This window comes from Arthrobacter sp. HLT1-20, from assembly GCF_054510895.1.
The window spans coordinates 234,642-256,035 of the sequence record NZ_JBTNDR010000002.1 but is presented as its reverse complement, the minus strand read 5'-3'; the positions used below and the strand labels follow the sequence as shown (position 1 = coordinate 256,035).

Genomic DNA, 21,394 nt, shown 5'->3' with positions numbered 1-21,394 from the left:
GTACCGCGTTTCGTGGTCACTTTGTCTGTCGTGTGTTCTAGGGGCTGGGAGGATTATTAGCCAGTCCCGCCCGCATTGGAACATCGCCAGCCGAAGCTGCCTTGTTCCGGTATTGATTCTAGCCCGTGCGCAAGGGTGCTGTGGACCATTGACACGCACTAACCGGCCCGGCATTTCGCCCGTGCAGCGTCGCCGGGCCGCTGTTCTCGGCCGTCGTGGGCCAATTAGCTAATAATGGAGGCCTTGACGGCAGCAAATTCGGAGTCAGTCAGGGCGCCGGATGCGTGCAAGGCGGCCAAGCGCTCCAACTTGCTCAACAAGTCATCGGCTGGTGCGGCGGCCACGGGAACAGGCAGCGACTGTGCCAGTTGTGCCTGCTGTGCCAACACGGCCTGCTCGGCGGCTTGCTGCTGGGCGGCCTGCGCTCCGGCGGCCTTGGCGTTGACAGCGTTGCTGGCGGCCGTGGCCGTTCCGGCAATAACGGCTGTGCGTGCGGCGGTCCCCAGAAGGGAGGGACGGTTACGTCGTCCAAAAGCCATCATGTTCTCCTTGAAGTAGTCCCGGTGGGGCCTGTGGCCCGCGGTTGCTCTCATCATACGACTGTGCGGCGTCAATTGGACCTGGCCGCAACGTTCGTGACGGCGAAAATGCCTCTACTAGAACACCGGCTCCGGTTTTTTACCCTGGAACAGCGCCACAACGGGTTCCACATACCTGGCGGCCACCGGTCCGCTCACGGCCATGATGAGCACATACGTGGTGGCAAGTGCTGCCAGCTCCACCGGCACAACACCAGAGGCGACGGCCAGCCCGGCAATCACTATGGAAAACTCGCCGCGTGCAATCAACGCGGCACCGGCCCGAGCCCGCCCGGGCACGCCAATTCCTTGGCGACCGGCAGCCCACCAGCCCGTGGCCACCTTGGTGATGGTGGTGACCAGCGCCAGCAGCAGCGCAACGCCCAGCACGGGCGGGATGGTGCGGGGATCGGTGTTGAGGCCAAAGAGGACAAAGAACATGGCGGCGAAGAGGTCGCGCAGAGGTTCCAACACGCGGGTGGCGTTCTCGGCCGTACCGCCTGAAATGGCGATTCCCAACAGGAATGCGCCCACGGCGGCCGAAACCTGCAAGGCTGACGCCAGACCAGCCACCAACAGCGCGGCCCCCAGAAGCTTGAGTAGGAAGGACTCCCTGTCGGGGCTGTCCAAAACGTTGGATACCAGGTGTCCGTAGCGCAGTGCCCCCACCAATACCGCCGTGATGACAGCCAGGGAAATCCCCAAGGCGGTTAGCCCGCCCACGAACGATACCCCGGCCAGGACAGCCGTCAGGATGGGCAGGTAGGCGGCCATGGCAAGGTCCTCAAAGACCAGGATGGACAGCACCACGGGGGTTTCCCGGTTGCCCAGGCGGCCAAGATCGCCCAACACTTTGGCAATGATGCCGGAGGAGGAACTGTAGGTGACCCCAGCCATGACCAGTGCCCCCACAGGCCCCCAACCAAGAATCAGGGCCACGGCAATGCCCGGGAGCATGTTCAGCACCAGATCCACCAGCCCAGCCATCCATGACTGCCGCAGACCCGTGACCAGTTCCTGCGCCGTATATTCCAGGCCGAGCATAAGTAGCAGTAGGATCACGCCAATTTCACTGGCGATGTGGGCGAAGTCCTCGATGCCGGCAAAGGTGACGAAACCGCCATGGCCAAAGGCCAGCCCGCCCAAGAGGTAGAGAGGCACCGGTGACATCCCGATGCGCCCAGCAAGACGACCCAAGAAACCGAGCCCGAAAAAGACTAAGCCGAGCTGGAGCAGTGAAAGTGCCGTCCCGTCCATGCAGGGCTACAATCGGGACTGCAAAATTAGTGCAGCTTCTGCCAGTCCCTCATCGGTGCCAACAATGACAACCAGGTCATCCACGTGCAGGGCCTCGTCAGGTCGCGGTGAAGCAATCACGTCGCCGTCGCGCAGCAACGCCACAATGGAGGTGCCTGTCCGGGTGCGCATCTGGGTGTCCCCCAGCGGCCGGCCGGCATACGCCGAGCCTTTGCGGATCAAAATTTGGTGCGTTGTCACGCCGGAGAGGTTTTCCTGTTCGGCGCTGAGCTGGGCAATGAGCTGGGCTGAACCCAGCAGGGAGCCCAGGCCTGCGGCTTCCTCGGCGCTGAGTGGAATGGATGCCGCGCACGCGTCAGGATCGTCAACGCGGGAAAGAATGAGCTCGGTTTGGCCGTCACGGTGCGTCACAACACCCACGCGACGCCCGGAGGAGAGCCGCAGCTCCCGGCGAACACCAATTCCTGGAAGAGGTGTCTCTTCAATATTCATGACTCTTACCTTAGCTGTGCCGTTGCGGGAATACCCCACGTTAAAACAAGGAACGGGGCGGAAATAGTCCCGGCCGAAGCATGGGCGGTGCCAAGGGCCGGCCGCAGAAGGGTTGCCAAGCCAAAATGCGCTATTTTTAGAGGGTGCTGATCTCTGACCGCGACATACGTGCCGAAATTGCTGCCAAGCGCATTGTCTTGGACCCCTATGACCCTGCCATGGTGCAGCCATCGAGTGTTGATGTGCGCATTGACAGGTTCTTCAGGCTCTTTGACAACCACCGCTACGCCCACATTGACCCGGCCGAGGAACAGCCGGATCTGACCCGCATGGTGGAAGTTGATCCGGACGAACCGTTCATCCTGCACCCCGGCGAGTTCGCCCTAAGCTCCACTTACGAAACCGTGACCCTGCCCGACGACGTCGCCGCCCGCCTTGAGGGAAAGTCCTCGCTGGGCCGCCTGGGCTTGCTCACGCACTCCACGGCCGGCTTCATCGATCCAGGCTTCTCCGGCCACATCACCTTGGAACTCTCCAACGTGGCAACCCTGCCCATCAAACTCTGGCCAGGGATGAAGATTGGCCAGCTGTGCTTCTTCCAGCTCAGCTCACCGGCGGAAAACCCCTACGGTACGGGCCCGTACCTGAACCGCTACCAGGGACAGCGCGGCCCCACCGCCTCACGATCGTTCCAGAATTTCCACGTCACCAAGATTTAGTGGCTGGGCCCACGACCGCGAGGGTCCCGCTGCGTGGAGCCACAGGCTCGAGGGGCCCCATTGCCTGCTCGCCCAGCGAGCTGGCAAAGGGGAGAGCCTGAGGACTTGCGAGTAGTGCGAGCGGTTGGGGAACGACGGCGGCTGGTCACCTCCCTAGGGAAGGTGACCGGCCGCCGTCGAGCATTTAAAGGCTAGGCGGCTGCGCCGTGCGGCGGGGCCTTGACCGGCAGAAGCAGCAGCAGGCCCAGCAGCAGCACCACCAGAATGCCGATGATGCCCCAGCGCTGGGCCCCAAAAATCACAATGGCCAGCCCAAACAGTTGCGGCGCCAGGAAGGAAACGGCCCGCCCCGTGGTGGCGTAAAGGCCGAACATTTCGCCCTCCTGGCCCTCGGGGGCCAGCCGCCCCATGAACGTTCGTGCCGAGGATTGCGCCGGGCCCACAAACAAGCACAGAATCAGCCCGAAGACCCAAAACGCGTTCTTGCCGTCCAGGAACAGCAGGGCCGTCCCGGAGATCAGCATGCCGATCAGCGAGGTGACAATGACAGCCTTGGGGCCAAATTTGTCATCCAGGAAGCCGGCGGAGAGGGCGCCCGCGGCGGCAATGACGTTTCCGGCGATGGCAAAGATGAGCACGTCACCCGTTTCGAAACCAAAGGAACCCACGGCGAGGACGGCGCCAAAGGTGAAGATGGCTGCCAGCCCGTCGCGGAAGATGGCGCTGGAAATCAGGAAGTACAGGGTGTGCGGGGCGGTCCTGCCCAAGCGCACGATGGTGCGGAAAAGCTCCCGGTAAGACTGGAAGAATCCCACGTGCGGCATATTTGGGTCGGGCTTGGTTTCGGGGATGGCCAGGAACACCGGGATGGAGAAGATCAAGATCCACAGGGCTGAGAACACGGCCACCGCACGGTACGTCATGCCATCCGCGCTGGTGATGCCAAACAACCCAACCTCGGGCTTGATCAGTCCGTAGTACACAACCAGCAAGGCCACGATGCCGCCCAGGTAGCCGGCGGCCCAACCAAAACCGCTGATCCGGCCAATGGTCTTCTTGGTGGAGATCTGCAGCAACATGGCGTTGTAGTTCACGCCGGCCAGTTCAAAGAACACGTGGCCGGCGGCAATGAGCATGCAGCCAAAAAGCAGATAGGACTCGTGGGGTTGCACAAAGAAGCACGCCGCCGTCAGTGCCACCACAATGAGCGTGTTGACGCCCAGCCACAGTTTGCGCCGCCCGCTGTGGTCCGATCGCTGCCCGGCCACGGGGGCCAGCAAGGCGATGGCGAAACCGGAGATGGATAGGGCAAAGGCCAGCGTTGCCGTGGCCTTGTCTGCCCCACCAAAATCGTCACCCGTCAGGTAGAGGGCGGTGAAAATAAAGGTGGTCATGACAGCGTTGAAGGCTGCCCCGCCCCAGTCCCACATGGACCATGCCACTATTTGCCAGGGAGTACCTGGCGTCTTAGCGTTCGCTGCGGGAGGTAACACGGCAGCCGGGGGAGGGTTCGTCATACGCCACATGCTATCTGCAGCAGTGGTCCAGCGAGGATACGCCGATGGAACATTAAGCCGGCGCCGCCGCCCTCTGAGCCGCCCCACGGCTCTCGCGGCATGGAACACGCGGTGGCCTTGGTAGGGTTGAAGGGTCGGGAACCGACTGTATACCCCCGTGATTCGCTCATTTCCAGCCCGAAACATGCGGAGCCCTTAGTGTTGTTTGTCCTCTGTGCGCATTTCATTGTGGCCCTTATCGCGCCCATTTTGTTCGCCCGCTGGGGCAGAGCAGCCTTCTACGTCCTCGCCGCCGTTCCCGCGGCCAGCTTTGTGTGGCTCCTGGCGCAGTACCAAAACGTGTACTCGGTCACGGCCCCCAGCCCCACCCTGGACATCCCCTGGATCCCCGTCCTGGATTTGAACCTCACCTTCCGCATGGACCAGCTGTCCTGGCTGATGTCGCTACTAGTCCTGGGTGTGGGTGCCCTGGTTCTGGCCTATTGCGCCAGGTATTTCAAGACGGACGACGCCGGCCTGGGCGGCTTTGGTGCCCAACTGCTGGCCTTTGCGGGGGTCATGTTTGGGCTGGTGACGGCCGACAACCTCATTCTTTTGTTTGTTTTCTGGGAACTGACAACTGTTCTTTCGTACCTCCTCATCGGCTACGCGCGCACCCGCATCGCGGCCCGGCGCGCCGCCCTGCAAGCCCTGATGGTGACCACCTTTGGCGGGCTCGCCATGCTGGTGGGCCTAATCATGGTGGGGGAAAGCGCCGGCACCTACAGCATCTCCGGCGTCCTGGCCAAGGCCCCGGAGCTGTTGGCGGCCGCCGGCACTGCGAGGGTGGTGCTGGAGGTTGGCATAGCCCTGATCCTGGTGGGTGCCGTAACGAAGTCGGCGCTCCTGCCCTTCCATTTCTGGCTGCCCGGCGCCATGGCTGCCCCCACACCCGTCAGTGCCTATTTGCATGCTGCCGCCATGGTCAAGGCCGGCATCTACCTCATTGCCCGCCTGGCGCCGGGATTCTCACAGACCGAATACTGGCAGCTCATGATTGTGGTGCTGGGCCTGGGCACCATGCTCCTTGGCGGCTGGCGGGCGCTGCGCCAGTACGATCTGAAACTCATTCTGGCCTACGGAACAGTCAGCCAGTTGGGTTTCCTGACCCTGGTGGTTGGGCTGGGCGGCCGGGAGGCGGCCATGGCGGGCATGGCCATGGTGTTGGCCCACGGCCTGTTCAAGGCCGCGCTCTTCCTGGTGGTGGGCATCATCGACCACCAAAGCGGAACCCGTGACATCCGCGAATTGTCAGGGGTCTTCAAATCCGCGCCGGCGCTGGGCATGGTGGCACTGATCGCTGCGGCTTCCATGGCGGGCCTGCCGCCGCTGGCGGGGTTTATTGCCAAGGAGGGCATCTTCCAGGCGTTCATTGCCTCGGCAGAATATGGCCCGGGCGGCCCCGTCATCGGCTGGACCGTCCTGGTGGGCATAGTGCTTGGCGCGGTGCTGACCTTCGCCTACAGTGCCAGGTTCATGTGGGGCGGTTTTGCGCGTAAGTCCAAGGGCATGGCCACGGTGTTCAAGCCCGTGAGCTGGCTCTTCCTGGCTGCACCCGCCCTGCTGAGCCTGCTCACTGTGGCCTACGGGTTCGTCCCGCAGCTCGTGGAAGGCTGGGTCAAACCCTATAGCGACCAGTTTCCGGCCTATGACCCGCAGGGCATGCATCTTTTGTTGTGGCACGGATTCACCCCTGCCTTGGGCTTGAGCGCCATAGTTGTTGCAGCCGGCACGGCGATGTTCCTGCTGCGCAACAAGGTGGAAGCGTTCCAGTGCAGCATCCCTGCCATGGTTGATTTTGAGCGCGGCTACCGCCAGTCCATCGTTGTGCTGGACAGGCTGGCCATTTGGGTCACGGGCCGCACCCAGCGTGGTTCCCTGTTCTTCTACCTGGCCGTCATCTTGTCCACGTCCATTGGCTCGGTCCTTGCAGTGCTTTTCCTGACCGAGCAGCACTGGAGCGACGACCTCTACTTTGTGGATCCGGGTTCACCCTTCCAGCTCCTGGCCGGGGCAGTGATTGTCATTGGCGCCATTGCCGCCGCCAGGGCCAGCAAGCGGTTCATGGCCGTCCTGATGGTCTCGGTGACGGGCTATGGCATTGCGCTGATCTTTGCGCTGCAGGGCGCCCCGGACCTCGCCCTGACCCAGATGCTCGTTGAAACCATTATTTTGGTGGCCTTTGTGCTGGCGATGCGTTCCCTCCCGGCCAGCCTTTTGGAACGCACGGCAGGCAGCCACAAGGTTGCCCGGTTGATCATTGGCATTGCCTTTGGCGCCACCATGGTGGTTGTGGCCGTCGTGGCCATGGGATCGCGCATTCATGATCCCGTCAGCCTGAATATGCCCATCATGGCATATGAAGGTGGTGGCGGGCTCAACGTTGTCAACGTGACGCTGGTGGACATTCGCGCCTGGGACACCTTCGGTGAGATTTCGGTGCTCGCCATCGCGGCCACAGGTGTTGCCAGCCTGATCTTTGTGCGGGGGCGGGGTCAGCGTCTTCCGCGGGCGGAGACCGTGGCCACCGGAAGTGTTGGCAAGCTGCAGGCTGCCGCCTTTGAACCAACCGTTCAGGTAGCCAAGCGTTTTGCAGCGTCACCGGGCAACCCCTGGCTCGTGGCTGGGCGCACGCTGGCTCCGGAACGCCGCTCCATCATCATTGAAGTGGTGACACGGCTGGTGTTCCACAGCATCATTGTCATTTCCATCTACCTTTTGCTGGCCGGCCACAACGGCACCGGCGGCGGGTTCGCCGGCGGGCTGGTGGCGGGCCTGGCCCTGACCATCCGATACCTGGCCGGTGGCCGCTTTGAACTGGCCGAGGCCACCAGGATCTCCGCCGGAACCCTCCTGGGCCTGGGCCTGACCGTCGCGGCCCTGACAGGACTGGGGCCGCTGTTCCTCGGTGGCGAAATATTCCAGAGCGCCATCATCGCCTTCGATCTGCCCATCTTTGGGCACGTGAAGTTTGTGACGTCAACGCTTTTTGACGTAGGCGTTTACCTGGTGGTTGTTGGTTTGGTCGTTGATGTCCTGCGCAGCTTGGGCTCCGAGATTGACCAGCATGAAGAGGATGGCATGGACGGCGTCGAGCTGATTCAGGATGACGAGCCGTTGGAGGTGGCCAAGTGAGCATCAACGTAACCCTGCTGTTGGTGATGGGCGTGCTGTATGCGGTGGGGCTCTTCCTGCTGCTGGAGCGGAGCCTGACGCGGGTTCTGCTGGGCTTGATGTTGCTGGCCAACGCCACCAATATCCTCTTGCTCACCACGGGCGGCTATGCCGGCTTGGCCCCAATCTTCAACAAAGACATTCCCTCCAGCGAATATAACGATCCCCTGCCGCAGGCCTTCATCCTGACCTCCATTGTGATTTCCTTCGCCGTGACAGCTTTCATGCTCAGTTTGATCTACAGGTCATGGCTCCTCAGCCGCGCCGACCACATCCAGGTGGACCAGGAGGACATCCGCGTGGCCATGCAGGAGCTGTACGACGACGAGGAGGATTCCGAGATTGCCATTGAGGTCTCCGACTTCCATGAGAACAACCAGCCACTAGGAAAGCGCGAGACAATTCCAGGTATCCGGCCCAAAAGAGTGACTGACGCCTTGGATGCAAAGCGCGCCGAGAAGGACATCCACCCCAAGTCGCCGGTCCTGGACAAACCAGAGGTTGAATCGCCGGAGGAGGAGAAGGAATGAATGTTGCCAGCCTGGCTCCACTTGCCGTAGTCCTGCCCTTCCTGGGTGCCGCCTGGGCGTTTGTGCTCATCCGCCATCCCCGTGCCCAGCGCCGCGTCAGCCTCGGAACCCTGACCATCACCTTGGCTTTGGAAGTTTATGTCCTGGCCAACGTGTGGCATTCCGGACCCATAGCCGTGCAATTGGGCGGGTGGGCCCCGCCCTTTGGCATTGTCATGGTGGCCGATCAGTTCTCATCCCTGCTCCTGGTTGTCTCCTCCGCCGTGAGCCTGGCTGTCCTCGCCTACGCCACTGGGCAGGGTGCCGCCGACGGTGAGGAAAGCGGACCAGTTTCCGTCTTCCACCCCACCTACTTGATCCTGGTGGCCGGAGTTTCCAACGCGTTCCTGGCCGGCGACCTCTTCAACCTTTACGTGGGCTTTGAGATCTTGCTGACGGCCAGCTACGTGCTCATGACTCTTGGCGGGACCGGATCGCGTATCCGGGCCGGCATCACCTACGTTGTGGTCAGTGTGGTTTCCTCGCTGCTGTTCCTGATCGCGATAGCCATGATTTATGGCGCCACGGGAACAGTCAACCTGGCCGATCTGGCCATCAAGCTCGGTGAGCTGGATCCGGGCACACAGCACCTGCTTCATGTGCTCCTGCTGGTGGCGTTCGGCATCAAGGCCGCAGTCTTCCCGCTCTCCTTCTGGCTCCCCGACTCCTACCCCACAGCGCCCGCTCCCGTGACAGCCGTGTTCGCCGGTTTGCTGACCAAGGTGGGTGTCTATGCCATCATCCGCACAGAAACGCTGCTCTTTCCCACCGACCATTTCAACTCTGTGCTCCTTGTGGTGGCGTTGCTGACGATGGTGGTGGGAATTCTGGGCGCCATAGCCCAGACGGACATAAAACGTATGCTGTCCTTCACCTTGGTGAGCCATATTGGGTACATGATTTTCGGCGTCGCACTCTCATCGGTGATTGGCCTCGCCGCCACCATTTTCTACGTCATCCACCACATCACCATCCAAACCTCGCTGTTCATGGTGACGGGCCTGGTGGAGCGGCGCGGCGGCAACTCCTCAATCATGCGCCTGGGCGGGCTGGCCAAGCTTTCGCCCATCCTGGCCGTGCTGTACTTCATCCCCGCCATGAACCTGGCCGGCATCCCGCCGTTCTCCGGTTTCCTGGGCAAGTTGGGGCTCCTGCAGGCCGGCGTGGCCAATGGCTCGCCGCTGGCCTATGCACTGGTGGTGGGCGGTGTGGTTGCCAGCCTGTTGACCCTGCTGGTGGTGGCTCGCGTGTGGAACCGTGTGTTCTGGCGCAGCACTGCAGACGCCGAAGACCCAGACCCCGTACTGCTCTCCACCGCACCCGATGCCAGTGGGCGTGAAAGCATGCGGGCGCTGCGCACCAGCAAGCATGTGGACGCCACGGAGGGGCGATTCTCGGGTGAGGACGAGGTGCCCATCCTGCCAAAAATGATGATCTACTCCACCATGGGTCTGGTGGTGCTCGGCCTTGCCATGACCGTTTTTGCCGGGCCGCTTTTTGACCTGAGCCAGGACGCAGCCACCAGCATGTTGGAACGGACCGCCTACATTGAAGCCGTCCTCGGGCAGGGGGCGGGCAAGCCGTGAGCCAGGGCATAAAAATGAAACGCAACGGAACTGCCATGCAGAAACTGCCGCTGCTGGTGTGGCTTGTTGTGGTGTGGGGTGCCTTGTGGCAGGACTTCAGTGCCGGGAACCTGCTCTTTGGCGCCTTGATTGCCATTGGTGTTTCACGCGCTTTTTACCTGCCGCCGGTGGAACTCAGTGGACGCTTCAACGTGCTGCGTGCTCTGACGTTTGCCCTGTGGTTCATCAAGGAAGTCACGGTGGCCAGTTTTCAGGTTCTGTTTTGGGCCTTGACCAAGGGCCCGCGGATTCGCAACGCGGTTATCGCCGTACCGTTGCGCAGCAGCTCTGACCTGCTCATGACGGCCGTGGGGCATGTGCTCTCCCTCATCCCGGGTTCCCTGGTGGTTGAGGTGGATCGTGGCACGGCAACGCTCTATGTTCACGCCATGAACGTGGAAACCCCGGCAGCCGTTGAACAGGTGCGCCGCGGGATCCAGGACATTGAGGCCGGATTGATCCGGGTGATGGGCACCAAGGAAGAGTTGGCCGCACTCAAGGCGGAAGCCGCCGGTGCCCCCATGGTGACCCACATTGCCCCCGCAGTGCCCGCTACGTCTGCGCAGGAGGAAAAATGACCGCCATGGGCATTGTTGTCATCATTGTTGCCGCAATACTCGCGGTGGCCGCTGCCGGAACCATTTACCGCATTGCCGCCGGGCCCTCCCTGCTGGATCGGGTCATTGCGGCAGACGTTTTGTTGGCCATTTTCGGTGCCTGCCTGGCCACAGAAATGGCCATGAACAAGCACACCGACAATTTGGCGCTGTTGGTGGTCCTGACAGTCATCGGCTTCATCGGCTCGGTCACCGTGGCGCGCTTTGTGGCCCACAGGAAGGAAGACGGATGAACGTCCTGATCGATACGTTGACGGCGATTTGCCTGCTGGGCGGGGCTCTGATGAGCCTTGCGGCCGCCATTGGCCTGCTGCGTTTCCCGGACCTGATGAGCCGCATGCACGCAGCCACCAAGCCGCAGGTCTTGGGGCTGTTGCTCATGCTCTCCGCCCTGGGATTGCAGATGCGGTTGTGGTCGCTGCTGCCGATCCTGATTGTGGCGTGGCTCTTTCAGCTGCTCACGGTGCCCGTCTCCGCCCATATGGTGGGCCGTGCCGGCTACAGGACCAAGCACCGCCGCCCGGAACTTCTCAGCGTTGACGAGCTGGAGCAGGTTGTTGCCGCGGCCGTTGAAGGTGAGCGCAAAACCTAATCCGCCTGCCGAACGTACAGTTGATGCCGATGTTTAACAACAACATCGGCATCAACTGTACGTTCAGATTCATTTTTTGGGGCGCTGGCGGCCGCGCCTCGACCTCTTTTAGACCTCTTCGGGATGCTGGCTGAAGCGGGCGATGGCCTTTTGAGTGGTTCGGCCGGCAATGACCTGAATGATGGCTGCCACTGCCGAAGACACCAACGCAAACGTCAGGGCTGAACGCAGGCTGTTTTCCAGGTCCGTACCGTCTTTGGGTGGCTTGTTTCCGGTGCTTTTCTCCCAAACCGTGTCCACCAGCTTGCTGGCCACAAAACCAGCTCCGAGACTCACGCCTGTGCCGAGCAATTTGTAGACGATGTTCATGAAGTGCTCCTTAGCTGTGCAGGGCTGACCCATGCCGGGCAAATACCTTGGGTTCAGCCTAGCGCCTCGGGCTTGGGCCGGCGCTTCACGGCGCTTCCGAGCGGCGGTTTTGCGGCGCCCATTTGTTCGTTGATGGCGAGCAAATGTCGTACGTAATCAATTGACGCTTCCCTTGAAATCTCCGTAGAGTTGCCACCAATTGGCAGAAATGTGTGATCCATAACATAGATGTATGGTCAGCTGCTTGCGGAACTACCGAGGGGGAAGTGTGAAACGTGCTCTAAAGAACGTTGCCACCGGGGCATTGGCTCTGGCCATCATTGCGGGAGGTGGCGTGGCGGCGTTACTTCCAGATACCCTGCCAACAGCCCAGGCGGCCACAACGCCGCAGGGCATCCTGCCCACACCGCAGGAAGTCAACACCACTGGCGTCTCCGTTCCCTTGACGGGTTCCGTCAAAGTCGCCGTGGGTGCCACAACCGACGCGGCCGCAAAGAATCTTCTAGGCCAAGTCATCAACAAGGCTGGCGGAACGGCCACGTTCGTTGATGCCGCAGCCTCCACGGGTGCCACGGTATTTCTTGGCACCACAGCCAACAACCCCGCCTTGCCGGCGGCCCTCACAGCAGTTGGTGCAATGGGCGCCGACGCCCTCGCCGCCGAAGGATATGTGATTGCCACCGGAAACAATGCCGGAAAACCCACGTTGGTGCTCAACGGAAAGGATGCCACGGGCACCTTCTACGCCGTACAGAGTCTCAGTCAGGTGGTGGCCAACGGAGCCGCCCCCGCCATGACCGTCAAGGACTTCCCGCTCATGTCCATCCGTGGCGGCATTGAAGGTTTCTACGGCATTCCGTGGTCGCACCAGGCCCGCCTGGACCAGTTGGAGTTCTACGGCAAGCACAAGATGAACACCTACATCTACACGCCCAAGGACGACAACTACCTGCGCGCCCAGTGGCGCGACCTCTACCCCGCAGCGGAACTGGCCGACCTGAAGGAGCTCGTGGACGAGGCCAACGCCAACCACGTGAACTTCACCTTTGCCCTGTCCCCGGGCAACGACGTCTGCTACTCGGACAACAACGATTTCGCCGCCACCGTGGCCAAGTTTGAGCAGCTGCGCAACATTGGCGTGAGCAGCTTCTACATTGCCCTGGACGACATCAACCCAGTGTTGAACTGCGCCGCGGACAAGGCCAAGTTCACCAGCTCCGGATTCCGCAAGCTGGCCGACGGCCAGGCGTTCTACCTCAACCGCATTGTCAACGACTACGTCAAGGTGCACAATCTGCAGCCGCTGCAGACAGTTCCCACCAACTACAACGGCTCCGCCGAGGATCCCTACAAGGATCAGTTTGGCCTGGCCACAGATGATTCCATCCTGATCCAGTGGACGGGCGAGGGCGTTTTCTCCAACACCATCACCGAACAGTCAGTGACCCGGGCAGTGGAGAGCTACAACGCCGAGCACTTCTACATCTGGGACAACCTGCCGGTCAACGACGGCCAGCGCGGGCGCCTGTTCCTGAACCCGGTGGAAGGGCGCGATCCCAACCTGTACAAGCACATTGACGGGATCACCTCCAACCCGATGATCGAGGGCTACGCCTCCATGATCGCCCTGGCTGGCTTTGGCGACTACTCGTGGAACGGCCCCGCCTACAACGCGGCCACCACGCAGTCCGCCATCATCACCGAGCTTGCCGGTACCGACGCTGCTGTCCGCAAGTCCCTGGAAACGTTCGTTGACTTGAACCAGAGCTGGAAGCCCTACCGCCCCGACTCCAAGACAGCTCCGGCCCTCAGCGCCGATGTGGCCGCCTTCTGGACCGCATACGACGCCGGAAACCTGGCGGGCATGAAGCCGCTGCAGGACCGCCTGGCCATCATCAAGGCGGGCCCCGCAACCCTGGCAACCATGGCCATGAAGGGCTTCTATGACGATTCCAAGCCGTGGATTGACGCGGCCGCACAGTGGGCCACGGCCATGGACAAGCAAATCTCCATGCTGCTTGCCATCAAGTCCGGCAACGGCGTTGTCGCGACCGATTCAGCCCTCGAAGCCAATGCTGACATGGCCTTGGCAAAGCGCGCCACAGTGCCCGATGTGGGGCCGAACAACATCGGCATCACGCCCAACCAGATCGTCCCCTCCGTGGGTGACGGCGTGTTTGAGCAGTTCACCACCGCTGCCCAGGGGCGCTACAACACCTGGCTGAAGCTGACTCCCGTGGCCGCCGCCAACAACTTCCCAGCAACCGCGTCCTCCTCCATGGCCACCTACCAACAGAACACCCCGGGCAAAATGGTTGACGGCAACGCCAGCACCCTCTGGTGGTCAAGCGTTCCCCCGGCTGTTGGTTCCTCCGTCACGATTGATTTGGGAGCCACGAAGCAGGTGGGCAAGGTGCTGATCCAGCAGGCCGATTCAGACACCCAGACCGGCGACATGATCTACAACGCGCGTGTTGAGTACTCCACGGACAACGCCACATGGACCGCCGCCGGCACCTTCCAAAGCAAACCGCGCATCGAGGCGAACTTTGACGCCCCCGTCAGTGCCCGCTACATCCGCTTGGTGGCCGCTGCCGCCAACGCGGGCAGCCAGTGGGTGAAGATCCGCGAATTCCAAGCCTTCGAAGCAACCCAGAAGCTCACCACCGATTTGGCTGGCGCGAATGGGACTGGTCCGGCAAGTGCCTTCGATGCCACCATCAGCACCGCCTTCGAGGCGGCCACGGAGCCTGTTGCCGGGTCACATCTGACGCACGTTTTGGATGCACCTGCCGCCATGCAATCCGTGGCGGTGGTGGGGCGCATCGCCGGTGATTTGCAGGTCAAGTCCGACGACGAATGGGTCACCGTGGGTGCCTTGAACCCGGCGGTCAGCTTCCAGGAAGCCCAACTGACGCAGGTAAACATCTCCGGCGTTCGGGTCCTGTTCAAGTCCGGGGCCGCCCGGGCCGCAGCTGCCGGGCCCGTTGTTTACGAGTTGGGATTGCGGCCCACGGGCGCCGTTGGCAGTGGACCCTACGTTGGCGATGTTGTACCGACGCCCACTGCGACGGCAACGCCCTCGGCAACGCCGTCGGCCACACCGACAGCGACGGCCACGCCCACGGCGACGCCGAGCGCCTCGCCGTCCACGTCGCCCAGTGCGTCGGCAACCCCGAGTGTGACGCCGAGCGCGTCGGTGCCGGCTGGTGGGATCGTGTTGAGTGCTGGCAGTGTCGTTGCCGGTGGCAAGCTCACCATCACTGGCGATGGCTTCAAGCCGGAAACGAGTGCTAGCTTCACCCTGCATTCCACCCCGATTGTCTTGGGTACCGCCACGGTGGATGCTCAGGGTGTTGTGACCTTGAGCGTGACCCTGCCGGCAGGTGTTGCTCCCGGTCAGCACAGCATTGTCATTGATGGTGTGGGAGTTGACGGGCAAGCCCGCCAGCTCAGTGCCGCGCTGACCATCACGGCCGCAACAACCGCCCCGGCAAGCAGCACGGCAACCGCTGCAACCAGCGCCCCGGCTGCGGACGACCTGGCCAACACCGGCGCCAACACCGCCCTGTTCGGTGGACTGGCAGTGTTGTTGTTGCTGGCAGGTGGCGCCGTGTTCGCGGTCAACCGTCGCAGGACAGCAAACCACTAACAGCGGGCAGCAAGTAGCAGTCAGCTTGCCCGTCGGGCGGGTACCGGAAATCCATCCGGTGCCCGCCCGCCGTCGTTAATCCACGCAGCGAAACCCAACCGGCTACCTCGGCGCAAGAACCTGCGAACCAGGCGCATTACGGCATGTCACACGGGGACATTAGTGCTGGGCATGGGGCGGGGGTAAACTGAAGCCGCAATTCAAACACGACAGGGGAGCGTCTACCCGCCTTGGGTACCGGCGCTGAGAGTGCGGTTCGCCGCAGACCCTCGAACCTGCTCCGGCTAGTACCGGCGAAGGGAGTCGAGTTCTCTTCGGCTGCGCGGAAAGTCCGCCGGCCGCCCCTCCTGCGAAGGAGGAAACATGAGCAAGTCAATCGCGAGCGAAAACGCCGCACCAAGCAACCCCAACAACCCGGCAGCACGCAAATCCACGTGGCGCGTGGTGGACATTGTTGTGGTGTCCGTTCTGGGTGTCGCCATCGGCGTCATCTTCTGGCTCTGGTCCGCCGGCTACGGCCTGATCAGCGCCTTCACCGTCGCCTTTCCGCCCATTGGTGCACTCTACGGCGGTGGCTGGTTGATCGCCGGCGTCCTGGGTGGCCTGGTCATCCGCAAACCCGGCGCGGCGCTCTACTGTGAACTCATTGCCGCAAGTGTGGAGGGCCTGTTGGGCACCCACTTTGGCTTCACCGTGCTGCTCTCCGGGCTGGTTCAGGGCCTCGGCGCCGAGCTGGGCTTCGCGCTGTTCCGCTACCGCAAGTTCAGCCTGATTGTGGCACTGCTGGCCGGAGCGTTGGCAGGCCTGGCCATGGGCATCAACGACTCCCTAGTCTGGAATGTGGCCTGGGCCATGGAATGGAAGCTCGTCTATGTGGTCCTGGCGATGATTTCCGGCGCCATCATTGCCGGATTGGTCTCCTGGCTGGCCGTGCGCGGACTGGCACGCACGGGAGCCTTGGCCAACCTGCCCTCCCGTGGCGCCGCAAGCGAACGAGCGGTCTAGGCATGGCTGCCGCGGCGAACCGGGGGGCAACCCCGGCGCGGATCAGTGCCAAAGGTTGGGGCTGGCAGCATGCGGGCCGGAGCAACAAGGCTGTGCATGACCTGGACCTGGAGATTTCTCCGGGAGAGCGGGTCCTCTTGCTGGGTCCCTCGGGTGCTGGCAAGTCAACGCTTCTGCACGCCCTGGCCGGGGTGCTGGGGGATGAGGAGGGCGCCAACGAGGTTGGTGAGCTTCTCATTGACGGCCGCCCGGCTACTGAATCACGCGGCCGGGCAGGGCTCATGCAGCAGGACCCGGACGCCCAAGTGGTGCTCTCCCGGATTGGTGACGACGTTGCCTTTGGTGCCGAAAACATGGCTGTCCCGCGGGATGAGATCTGGCGCCGCGTGTCGGCGTCTCTGGAGTCTGTGGGGCTGAAGCTGCCGCTGGACCACGCCAGTTCGTCCTTGTCCGGCGGGCAGAAACAGCGGTTGGGCCTGGCCGGCATGCTTGCCATGCAACCGGGCCTGTTGCTGCTGGATGAGCCCACAGCCAACCTGGACCCGGCCGGCGTGGTGGAGGTGCGCGACGCAGTGCGCCGGAGCCTGGACGAATCCGGCGCCACCCTAGTGGTGGTGGAGCACAGGGTTTCCGTGTGGCTGGAGGTTGTGGACAGGATTGTGGTCCTGGCCCCTGCCGCCCTGGGTGAGCCTGGCGGGGTGTTGTTTGACGGCCCGCCCGCCGCGGTGTTGGCGCAAAGCCGGGACCTGCTGACGGCTGCCGGGATCTGGGTGCCGGGCTACGTCCCGGCGGTCCGGCCCAGGCTGGCGTCATCCATGCACGACGCCGGGCGCACGCTGTTGCTTCAGGCGGACAGCCTGGCCGTCTCCCGCACCAAGGGACGGCGCCGGCACCCGGCGATTCCAGCAGCCGTGGTTCCGTCCGTGCGTGTCAGTGCAGGGCAGGCACTGAGCGTGACGGGCCCCAATGGGGCGGGAAAGTCAACGCTGGCGCTGACTCTGGCGGGCCTACTGGCTCCCGTGGGCGGGCAACTGCAGGCAACGGAGTCGCTGGCCCGCGGAGCCGGAACCGCTCCGCTGAAGTGGCGCGGTCGCCAGCTCATCAGCCGCATCGGCACAGTGTTTCAGGAACCCGAACACCAATTTGTGGCTGGCACTGTCCGCGAGGAGCTGTTGTTTGCGCCAAAACTGCTGGGGCGAGGTGGGGATTTAGTGGATGGGTTGTTGACGCGGTTGCGGCTGGAGCATTTGGCCAGCGCCAACCCGTTCACGCTCTCCGGAGGTGAAAAGCGGCGTCTTTCCGTGGCCACAGTTCTGGCGGCCAGTCCGCAGGTGTTGGTTCTGGATGAGCCAACGTTTGGCCAGGATGCCAACACCTGGGCCGAACTGGCATCCCTGTTGACCGAGCTGTTGGATGCGGGGACAGCCGTGGTGTCCGTGACGCACGATTCAGCCTTCAGCGCCGTGCTGGGTGGGGATCAGCTGGTGCTGGGCAGCCTGCCCGCACTCGATGGGGCGGTGCGGCGATGAGCGTTGACATCATCGCCACTCCGCGTTCCACGGCGTGGCTGGCACGTGCAAACCCGCTGGCGAAGCTGGGTGCAGGCATGGCGATCACGCTTGTTTTGCTGGTCAGTGTTGACTGGGTCTCGGCAACCGTGGCCCTCGTCCTTGAATGCGCGCTCCTGCCGATGGCTGGTTTGAGCGCCCGCATGCTGCTGCTGCGCGGCTGGCCCATCCTGGTGGCAGCAGTGGTGGGCGGTTATGGGACGGCCCTGCTGGCCCCCAAAACCGGGGAGCTGTTGCTGGCGGTGGGGCCCGTGACCTTTACCAGCGGTTCGCTGGAAGCCGGTGTGGCCATTGCCCTGCGCGGCTTGGCCATTGCCCTGCCCGGCATTATTGTGCTGGCCTCCACCGACCCCACGGATCTGGCTGACGCCTTGGCGCAGAAACTGCGGCTGCCGCATCGTTTTGTGCTTGGAGCACTGGCCGCCATACGGCTGGTGGGGTTGTTGGTGGCCGAATGGCAGACCCTGGGGATGGCGCGCCGTGCCCGCGGCGTGGGTGCAGAGCCCGGGCTGTTCCGTGGCGTCAAGGCACAGCTTGGCCAGGCCATGGCGCTGCTGGTTCAGGCGGTGCGCCGAGCATCGCGACTGGCCGTCACCATGGAGGCCAAGGGGTTCGGGGCGGGTCCGCGCACCTGGGCCCGCGAATCAACGTTCGCCCGGCATGACCTCGCGGTCGTGGCCACCGGGTTGGTGGTGGCCGCAGTGTCGGTGGCTGCCGCCGTCGTGCTGGGAACCTGGAATCCGGTGTTTGGCTAGCGTGGCCAGCCACCAGGCCCGCCCTTGATGCCCGACGGCGTGAGGGGCGGGTCTTGTGCTTGCCGGGAATCAGCCGGACACAAACGGCGGCAGTGCAAGGGCGACTGGGATACTGGGGGCATGACGATCGCACGCAGCACCAAGCTCACCATTGTCGGCGCCGGCAGCGTAGGCACCTCGCTGGCCTATGCCGCGCTCATTCGAGGCTCCGCGCGCGAGGTGGTCTTGTATGACGTCGCCACGGCCAAGGTGGAGGCGGAAGTCCTCGACCTTGCCCACGGCACGCCATTTGTGGGCGCCCCGCGCATCACGGGCGGCAGCGACATCGAGCTGGTGGCCGATTCCGACGTCGTGGTCATCACGGCCGGGGCCAAGCAGGAGCCTGGCCAGACCCGGCTTGAGCTGGCGGGCATCAACGTGGCAATCCTGGAAAAGATGCTGCCGCAACTCGTGGCCCTGGCACCCAACGCCGTGTTCATCCTGGTGACGAACCCGTGCGACGTACTTACGGCTGTGGCCGAGCGCATCACGGATTTGCCGCACGGGCGTATCTTCAGCTCGGGTACCGTGCTGGATTCCGCCCGGCTGCGCTGGCTCGTGGCCGAGGCCGCGCAGGTGGCTCCGCAAAGCGTGCATGCACTGATCGTGGGCGAGCACGGCGACACCGAATTCCCGCTGTGGTCCACCGCGACGCTCGGCCAGACCCCGCTGCCGGCCTGGACAGACGATTCCGGGGCGCTGTTGTTTCCCCGTGAACGGCTCGAGTCTCTCACGCATGACGTGGTCCATGCCGCTTACAAGGTCATCGCCGGCAAGGGTGCCACGAACTACGCGATCGGGCTCTCCGGCGCCCGCATTGTCGAGGCCGTTTTGCAGGACGAGCGGAGTATCCTTCCTGTCTCGAGTGTGCTCCACGGCTACCGGGGGATCGACGGCGTGGCCCTCAGTGTGCCGTCGATCGTTGGTGCTGGCGGCGTGCAGCGGGTTCTTGACACGCACATGGACCATCGGGAGGAGGCCCAGCTCCAGCACTCGGCAGAGACCTTGGCCGCCTCCATTGCGCTGTTCAGCTAGGGTCACTGCCCGAAAGGCTAGGGCGTGTTTTGCCATGCGCGGCAGTGGCCGGGGTACCGTTGAGTGTGACAAGGGCCCTGCGGCCGCGAGGGTTCACGATTTATCGCATGTAACGGTTAATTTTGTCCGTTTTTCGCGTAAACTGCCCACTGGGTCACAAATGTCAGGCAAAATATGCATGCTGTGATATAAAAGTTGTTATGACTCAAATGGCTGCAGAAACTGTTGGCGTATTGGTGCGGGATGCCCGTACCGAAAAAGGTTGGACCCAAGGTGAATTGGCGTCCCAGCTAGGCACCAGCCAGAGTGCTGTAGCCAGGATGGAACAAGGCAAACAAAACCTGAGCTTGAGGATGATCCAGCGCATGGAATCACTGTTGGAAGCCAACCTCGTCAGCGTCGGAGCCGCCACCAAGAACACGGTGACGCATTTGCGCGTCCACGGGGAGCGCCAGCTTTCCGGAAGCGTCCAGGTCAACACCAGCAAAAACGCCGGTGTTGCCCTGCTCTGCGCCAGTCTGCTGAACCGCGGCACCACCACCTTGCGCCGCGTGGCCCGCATTGAAGAGGTCAACCGCATTGTTGAACTGCTGACATCCATTGGTGTTGAGTGCACCTGGCTGGAAGACAACGACCTTCAGATTCGCCGGCCCGCCGTGCTGGACCTTGGCTCCATGGACATCGCCGCAGCCAAGCGCACCCGCAGCGTCATCATGCTGCTGGGTCCGCTCCTTGATGAGCAGGACACTTACCGGATTCCCTATGCCGGCGGCTGCGACCTGGGCACCAGAACTGTGGAACCGCACATGCAGGCACTGCGTGAATTTGGCCTCACAGTCATTGCCCACGATGGTTTTTACCAGGTCCACGCTCCCGTGAGCGATGCCCTGGACAGGACCTTTGTACTCACGGAACGTGGCGACACTGTCACCGAAAACGCCATCATGGCCGCCGCACACCGCGAAGGCAAAACCATCATTCGCAACGCCAGCCCCAACTACATGGTGCAGGACCTCTGCTTCTACCTGCAGGGCCTGGGCGTCACGGTGGAGGGTGTGGGCTCAACAACGCTGACCATCACCGGCAAGTCCCGCATCGACGTGGACATCGAATACGCGCCGTCCGAGGACCCCATCGAGGCCATGAGCCTGATTACGGCCGGCATCGTGACCAAGTCGGAAGTCACCGTGACGCGTGTGCCCATCGAGTTCATGGAAATTGAACTGAAGGTGTTGGAGCAAATGGGCTTCAAGTACCTCAAATCTGCCGAGTATGTGGCCCGCAACGGCAAGACCCGCCTGGTGGACATCACCACTTTGCCGTCCGAGTTGAAGGCAGCACCGGACAAGATCCACCCCATGCCCTTCCCCGGCCTGAACATTGACAACCTGCCGTTCTTCGCCGTCATCGCTTCCTGCGCCGAGGGCACCACGCTGATCCACGACTGGGTGTATGAGGGCCGGGCCATCTACCTGACGGAGCTCAACCGGCTCGGCGCCGGTGTTCGGCTGCTGGATCCGCACCGGATCGACATCACCGGCCCCACCGCCTGGCGGGCAGCGGAAATTGGTTGCCCCCCAGCCCTGCGCCCGGCCGCCTGCATCCTGCTGGCCATGCTGGCAGCCAAGGGCACTTCCGAGTTGCGCAACATCTACGTCATTGAGCGCGGGTACGAGGACTTGGCCGAGCGCCTGAACACGATTGGCGCGGAGATCGAGTACTTCCAGGACTAGAGCCCCAAAATTTCGCCGCCGCGCCCGTCCCCGCTTTTCGCTCCCGTTCAGTCAGACGG

At 62.9% G+C, this 21,394-nt stretch carries 18 protein-coding genes and 1 riboswitch; of the genes, 13 read left to right on the top strand and 5 right to left on the bottom strand.

The features are described from left to right. Positions 1 to 224: 224 nt before the first annotated feature. The 3 genes from ACX80Q_RS02440 to ACX80Q_RS02430 form a co-directional block, all read right to left on the bottom strand. A complete protein-coding gene (locus tag ACX80Q_RS02440) occupies positions 225 to 593 on the bottom strand; it encodes an SHOCT domain-containing protein (protein ID WP_459328921.1) in 369 nt (122 codons plus the stop codon). A 63-nt stretch (positions 594 to 656) separates the two neighbouring features. Continuing rightward, positions 657 to 1,835 carry a cation:proton antiporter gene (locus tag ACX80Q_RS02435; RefSeq protein ID WP_459328920.1) on the bottom strand — a complete coding sequence of 393 codons (1,179 nt, stop codon included), beginning with the start codon at positions 1,833 to 1,835 and terminating at the stop codon, positions 657 to 659. Between the two features lie 6 nt (positions 1,836 to 1,841). Continuing rightward, positions 1,842 to 2,327: a cation:proton antiporter regulatory subunit gene (locus ACX80Q_RS02430; protein ID WP_459328919.1), complete on the bottom strand. Its 486-nt coding sequence runs from the start codon at positions 2,325 to 2,327 to the stop codon at positions 1,842 to 1,844. 143 nt (positions 2,328 to 2,470) lie between these two features. On the opposite strand from ACX80Q_RS02430, the gene dcd reads away from it, so the two are divergent. Further along, the gene (gene dcd, locus ACX80Q_RS02425) at positions 2,471 to 3,046 is read left to right on the top strand and encodes a dCTP deaminase (RefSeq protein ID WP_459328918.1); all 576 of its coding nucleotides are present in this window, start codon (positions 2,471 to 2,473) and stop codon (positions 3,044 to 3,046) included. A gap of 191 nt (positions 3,047 to 3,237) precedes the next feature. Here the strand turns inward: dcd and ACX80Q_RS02420 are convergent, their stop codons facing one another. Then, positions 3,238 to 4,563 carry an MFS transporter gene (locus tag ACX80Q_RS02420; RefSeq protein ID WP_459328917.1) on the bottom strand — a complete coding sequence of 442 codons (1,326 nt, stop codon included), beginning with the start codon at positions 4,561 to 4,563 and terminating at the stop codon, positions 3,238 to 3,240. A 198-nt stretch (positions 4,564 to 4,761) separates the two neighbouring features. Between ACX80Q_RS02420 and ACX80Q_RS02415 the strand changes: the two genes are divergently transcribed. Genes ACX80Q_RS02415 through mnhG form a run of 6 tightly spaced genes read left to right on the top strand, consistent with a single transcriptional unit; the run spans position 4,762 to position 11,179 of the window. Continuing rightward, positions 4,762 to 7,737 carry a Na+/H+ antiporter subunit A gene (locus tag ACX80Q_RS02415; protein WP_459328916.1) on the top strand — a complete coding sequence of 992 codons (2,976 nt, stop codon included), beginning with the start codon at positions 4,762 to 4,764 and terminating at the stop codon, positions 7,735 to 7,737. Then, a complete protein-coding gene (locus ACX80Q_RS02410; RefSeq protein WP_459328915.1) occupies positions 7,734 to 8,306 on the top strand; it encodes a Na(+)/H(+) antiporter subunit C in 573 nt (190 codons plus the stop codon). The genes ACX80Q_RS02415 and ACX80Q_RS02410 overlap by 4 nt, the downstream gene beginning before the upstream one ends. Further along, positions 8,303 to 9,931, top strand: coding sequence for a Na+/H+ antiporter subunit D (locus tag ACX80Q_RS02405; RefSeq protein WP_459328914.1), 1,629 nt, complete (start codon positions 8,303 to 8,305; stop codon positions 9,929 to 9,931). The genes ACX80Q_RS02410 and ACX80Q_RS02405 overlap by 4 nt, the downstream gene beginning before the upstream one ends. Before the next feature lie 14 nt (positions 9,932 to 9,945). Next, positions 9,946 to 10,548 carry a Na+/H+ antiporter subunit E gene (locus ACX80Q_RS02400; protein ID WP_459328913.1) on the top strand — a complete coding sequence of 201 codons (603 nt, stop codon included), beginning with the start codon at positions 9,946 to 9,948 and terminating at the stop codon, positions 10,546 to 10,548. Beyond that, complete coding sequence (locus ACX80Q_RS02395) at positions 10,545 to 10,820, top strand: monovalent cation/H+ antiporter complex subunit F (RefSeq protein ID WP_459328912.1); 276 nt, start codon at positions 10,545 to 10,547, stop codon at positions 10,818 to 10,820. Before ACX80Q_RS02400 ends, ACX80Q_RS02395 begins: the two co-directional genes overlap by 4 nt. Continuing rightward, entirely contained in the window at positions 10,817 to 11,179 is a 363-nt protein-coding gene (mnhG, locus tag ACX80Q_RS02390) for a monovalent cation/H(+) antiporter subunit G (RefSeq protein ID WP_459328911.1), read from the top strand. The genes ACX80Q_RS02395 and mnhG overlap by 4 nt, the downstream gene beginning before the upstream one ends. A 108-nt stretch (positions 11,180 to 11,287) precedes the next feature. Here mnhG and ACX80Q_RS02385 read toward each other — a convergent pair whose 3' ends face one another. Continuing rightward, positions 11,288 to 11,548: a DUF4235 domain-containing protein gene (locus ACX80Q_RS02385; protein ID WP_459328910.1), complete on the bottom strand. Its 261-nt coding sequence runs from the start codon at positions 11,546 to 11,548 to the stop codon at positions 11,288 to 11,290. 268 nt (positions 11,549 to 11,816) lie between these two features. On the opposite strand from ACX80Q_RS02385, the gene ACX80Q_RS02380 reads away from it, so the two are divergent. The 6 genes from ACX80Q_RS02380 to ACX80Q_RS02355 all read left to right on the top strand — a co-directional run bounded on the left by ACX80Q_RS02380 (position 11,817) and on the right by ACX80Q_RS02355 (position 21,335). After that, the gene (locus tag ACX80Q_RS02380; RefSeq protein ID WP_459328909.1) at positions 11,817 to 15,200 is read left to right on the top strand and encodes a beta-N-acetylglucosaminidase domain-containing protein; all 3,384 of its coding nucleotides are present in this window, start codon (positions 11,817 to 11,819) and stop codon (positions 15,198 to 15,200) included. Between the two features lie 201 nt (positions 15,201 to 15,401). After that, positions 15,402 to 15,519, top strand: a riboswitch (TPP riboswitch). A 44-nt stretch (positions 15,520 to 15,563) separates the two neighbouring features. After that, positions 15,564 to 16,205, top strand: a complete 642-nt coding sequence (locus ACX80Q_RS02375; protein WP_459328908.1) for an ECF transporter S component — start codon at positions 15,564 to 15,566, stop codon at positions 16,203 to 16,205. A 2-nt stretch (positions 16,206 to 16,207) separates the two neighbouring features. Next, entirely contained in the window at positions 16,208 to 17,734 is a 1,527-nt protein-coding gene (locus ACX80Q_RS02370) for an ABC transporter ATP-binding protein (RefSeq protein WP_459328907.1), read from the top strand. Beyond that, positions 17,731 to 18,528, top strand: coding sequence for an energy-coupling factor transporter transmembrane component T family protein (locus tag ACX80Q_RS02365; protein ID WP_459328906.1), 798 nt, complete (start codon positions 17,731 to 17,733; stop codon positions 18,526 to 18,528). Before ACX80Q_RS02370 ends, ACX80Q_RS02365 begins: the two co-directional genes overlap by 4 nt. Before the next feature lie 120 nt (positions 18,529 to 18,648). After that, positions 18,649 to 19,602 (top strand): L-lactate dehydrogenase, encoded by a 954-nt coding sequence (locus ACX80Q_RS02360; protein WP_459328905.1) that lies wholly within the window; start codon positions 18,649 to 18,651, stop codon positions 19,600 to 19,602. Positions 19,603 to 19,802: 200 nt separating this feature from the next. Continuing rightward, positions 19,803 to 21,335, top strand: a complete 1,533-nt coding sequence (locus ACX80Q_RS02355; RefSeq protein ID WP_459328904.1) for a UDP-N-acetylglucosamine 1-carboxyvinyltransferase — start codon at positions 19,803 to 19,805, stop codon at positions 21,333 to 21,335. Positions 21,336 to 21,394 lie beyond the last annotated feature (59 nt).

Coding starts and splice junctions, on each gene's coding strand:
- ACX80Q_RS02395 (WP_459328912.1), top strand. CDS start 10,545: ATGACCGCCATGGGCATTGTTGTCATCATTGTTGCCGCAATACTCGCG.
- ACX80Q_RS02435 (WP_459328920.1), bottom strand. CDS start 1,835: ATGGACGGGACGGCACTTTCACTGCTCCAGCTCGGCTTAGTCTTTTTC.
- ACX80Q_RS02355 (WP_459328904.1), top strand. CDS start 19,803: ATGACTCAAATGGCTGCAGAAACTGTTGGCGTATTGGTGCGGGATGCC.
- ACX80Q_RS02420 (WP_459328917.1), bottom strand. CDS start 4,563: ATGACGAACCCTCCCCCGGCTGCCGTGTTACCTCCCGCAGCGAACGCT.
- ACX80Q_RS02385 (WP_459328910.1), bottom strand. CDS start 11,548: ATGAACATCGTCTACAAATTGCTCGGCACAGGCGTGAGTCTCGGAGCT.
- ACX80Q_RS02360 (WP_459328905.1), top strand. CDS start 18,649: ATGACGATCGCACGCAGCACCAAGCTCACCATTGTCGGCGCCGGCAGC.
- ACX80Q_RS02365 (WP_459328906.1), top strand. CDS start 17,731: ATGAGCGTTGACATCATCGCCACTCCGCGTTCCACGGCGTGGCTGGCA.
- mnhG (WP_459328911.1), top strand. CDS start 10,817: ATGAACGTCCTGATCGATACGTTGACGGCGATTTGCCTGCTGGGCGGG.
- ACX80Q_RS02430 (WP_459328919.1), bottom strand. CDS start 2,327: ATGAATATTGAAGAGACACCTCTTCCAGGAATTGGTGTTCGCCGGGAG.
- ACX80Q_RS02405 (WP_459328914.1), top strand. CDS start 8,303: ATGAATGTTGCCAGCCTGGCTCCACTTGCCGTAGTCCTGCCCTTCCTG.
- ACX80Q_RS02400 (WP_459328913.1), top strand. CDS start 9,946: ATGAAACGCAACGGAACTGCCATGCAGAAACTGCCGCTGCTGGTGTGG.
- ACX80Q_RS02440 (WP_459328921.1), bottom strand. CDS start 593: ATGAGAGCAACCGCGGGCCACAGGCCCCACCGGGACTACTTCAAGGAG.
- ACX80Q_RS02370 (WP_459328907.1), top strand. CDS start 16,208: ATGGCTGCCGCGGCGAACCGGGGGGCAACCCCGGCGCGGATCAGTGCC.
- ACX80Q_RS02375 (WP_459328908.1), top strand. CDS start 15,564: ATGAGCAAGTCAATCGCGAGCGAAAACGCCGCACCAAGCAACCCCAAC.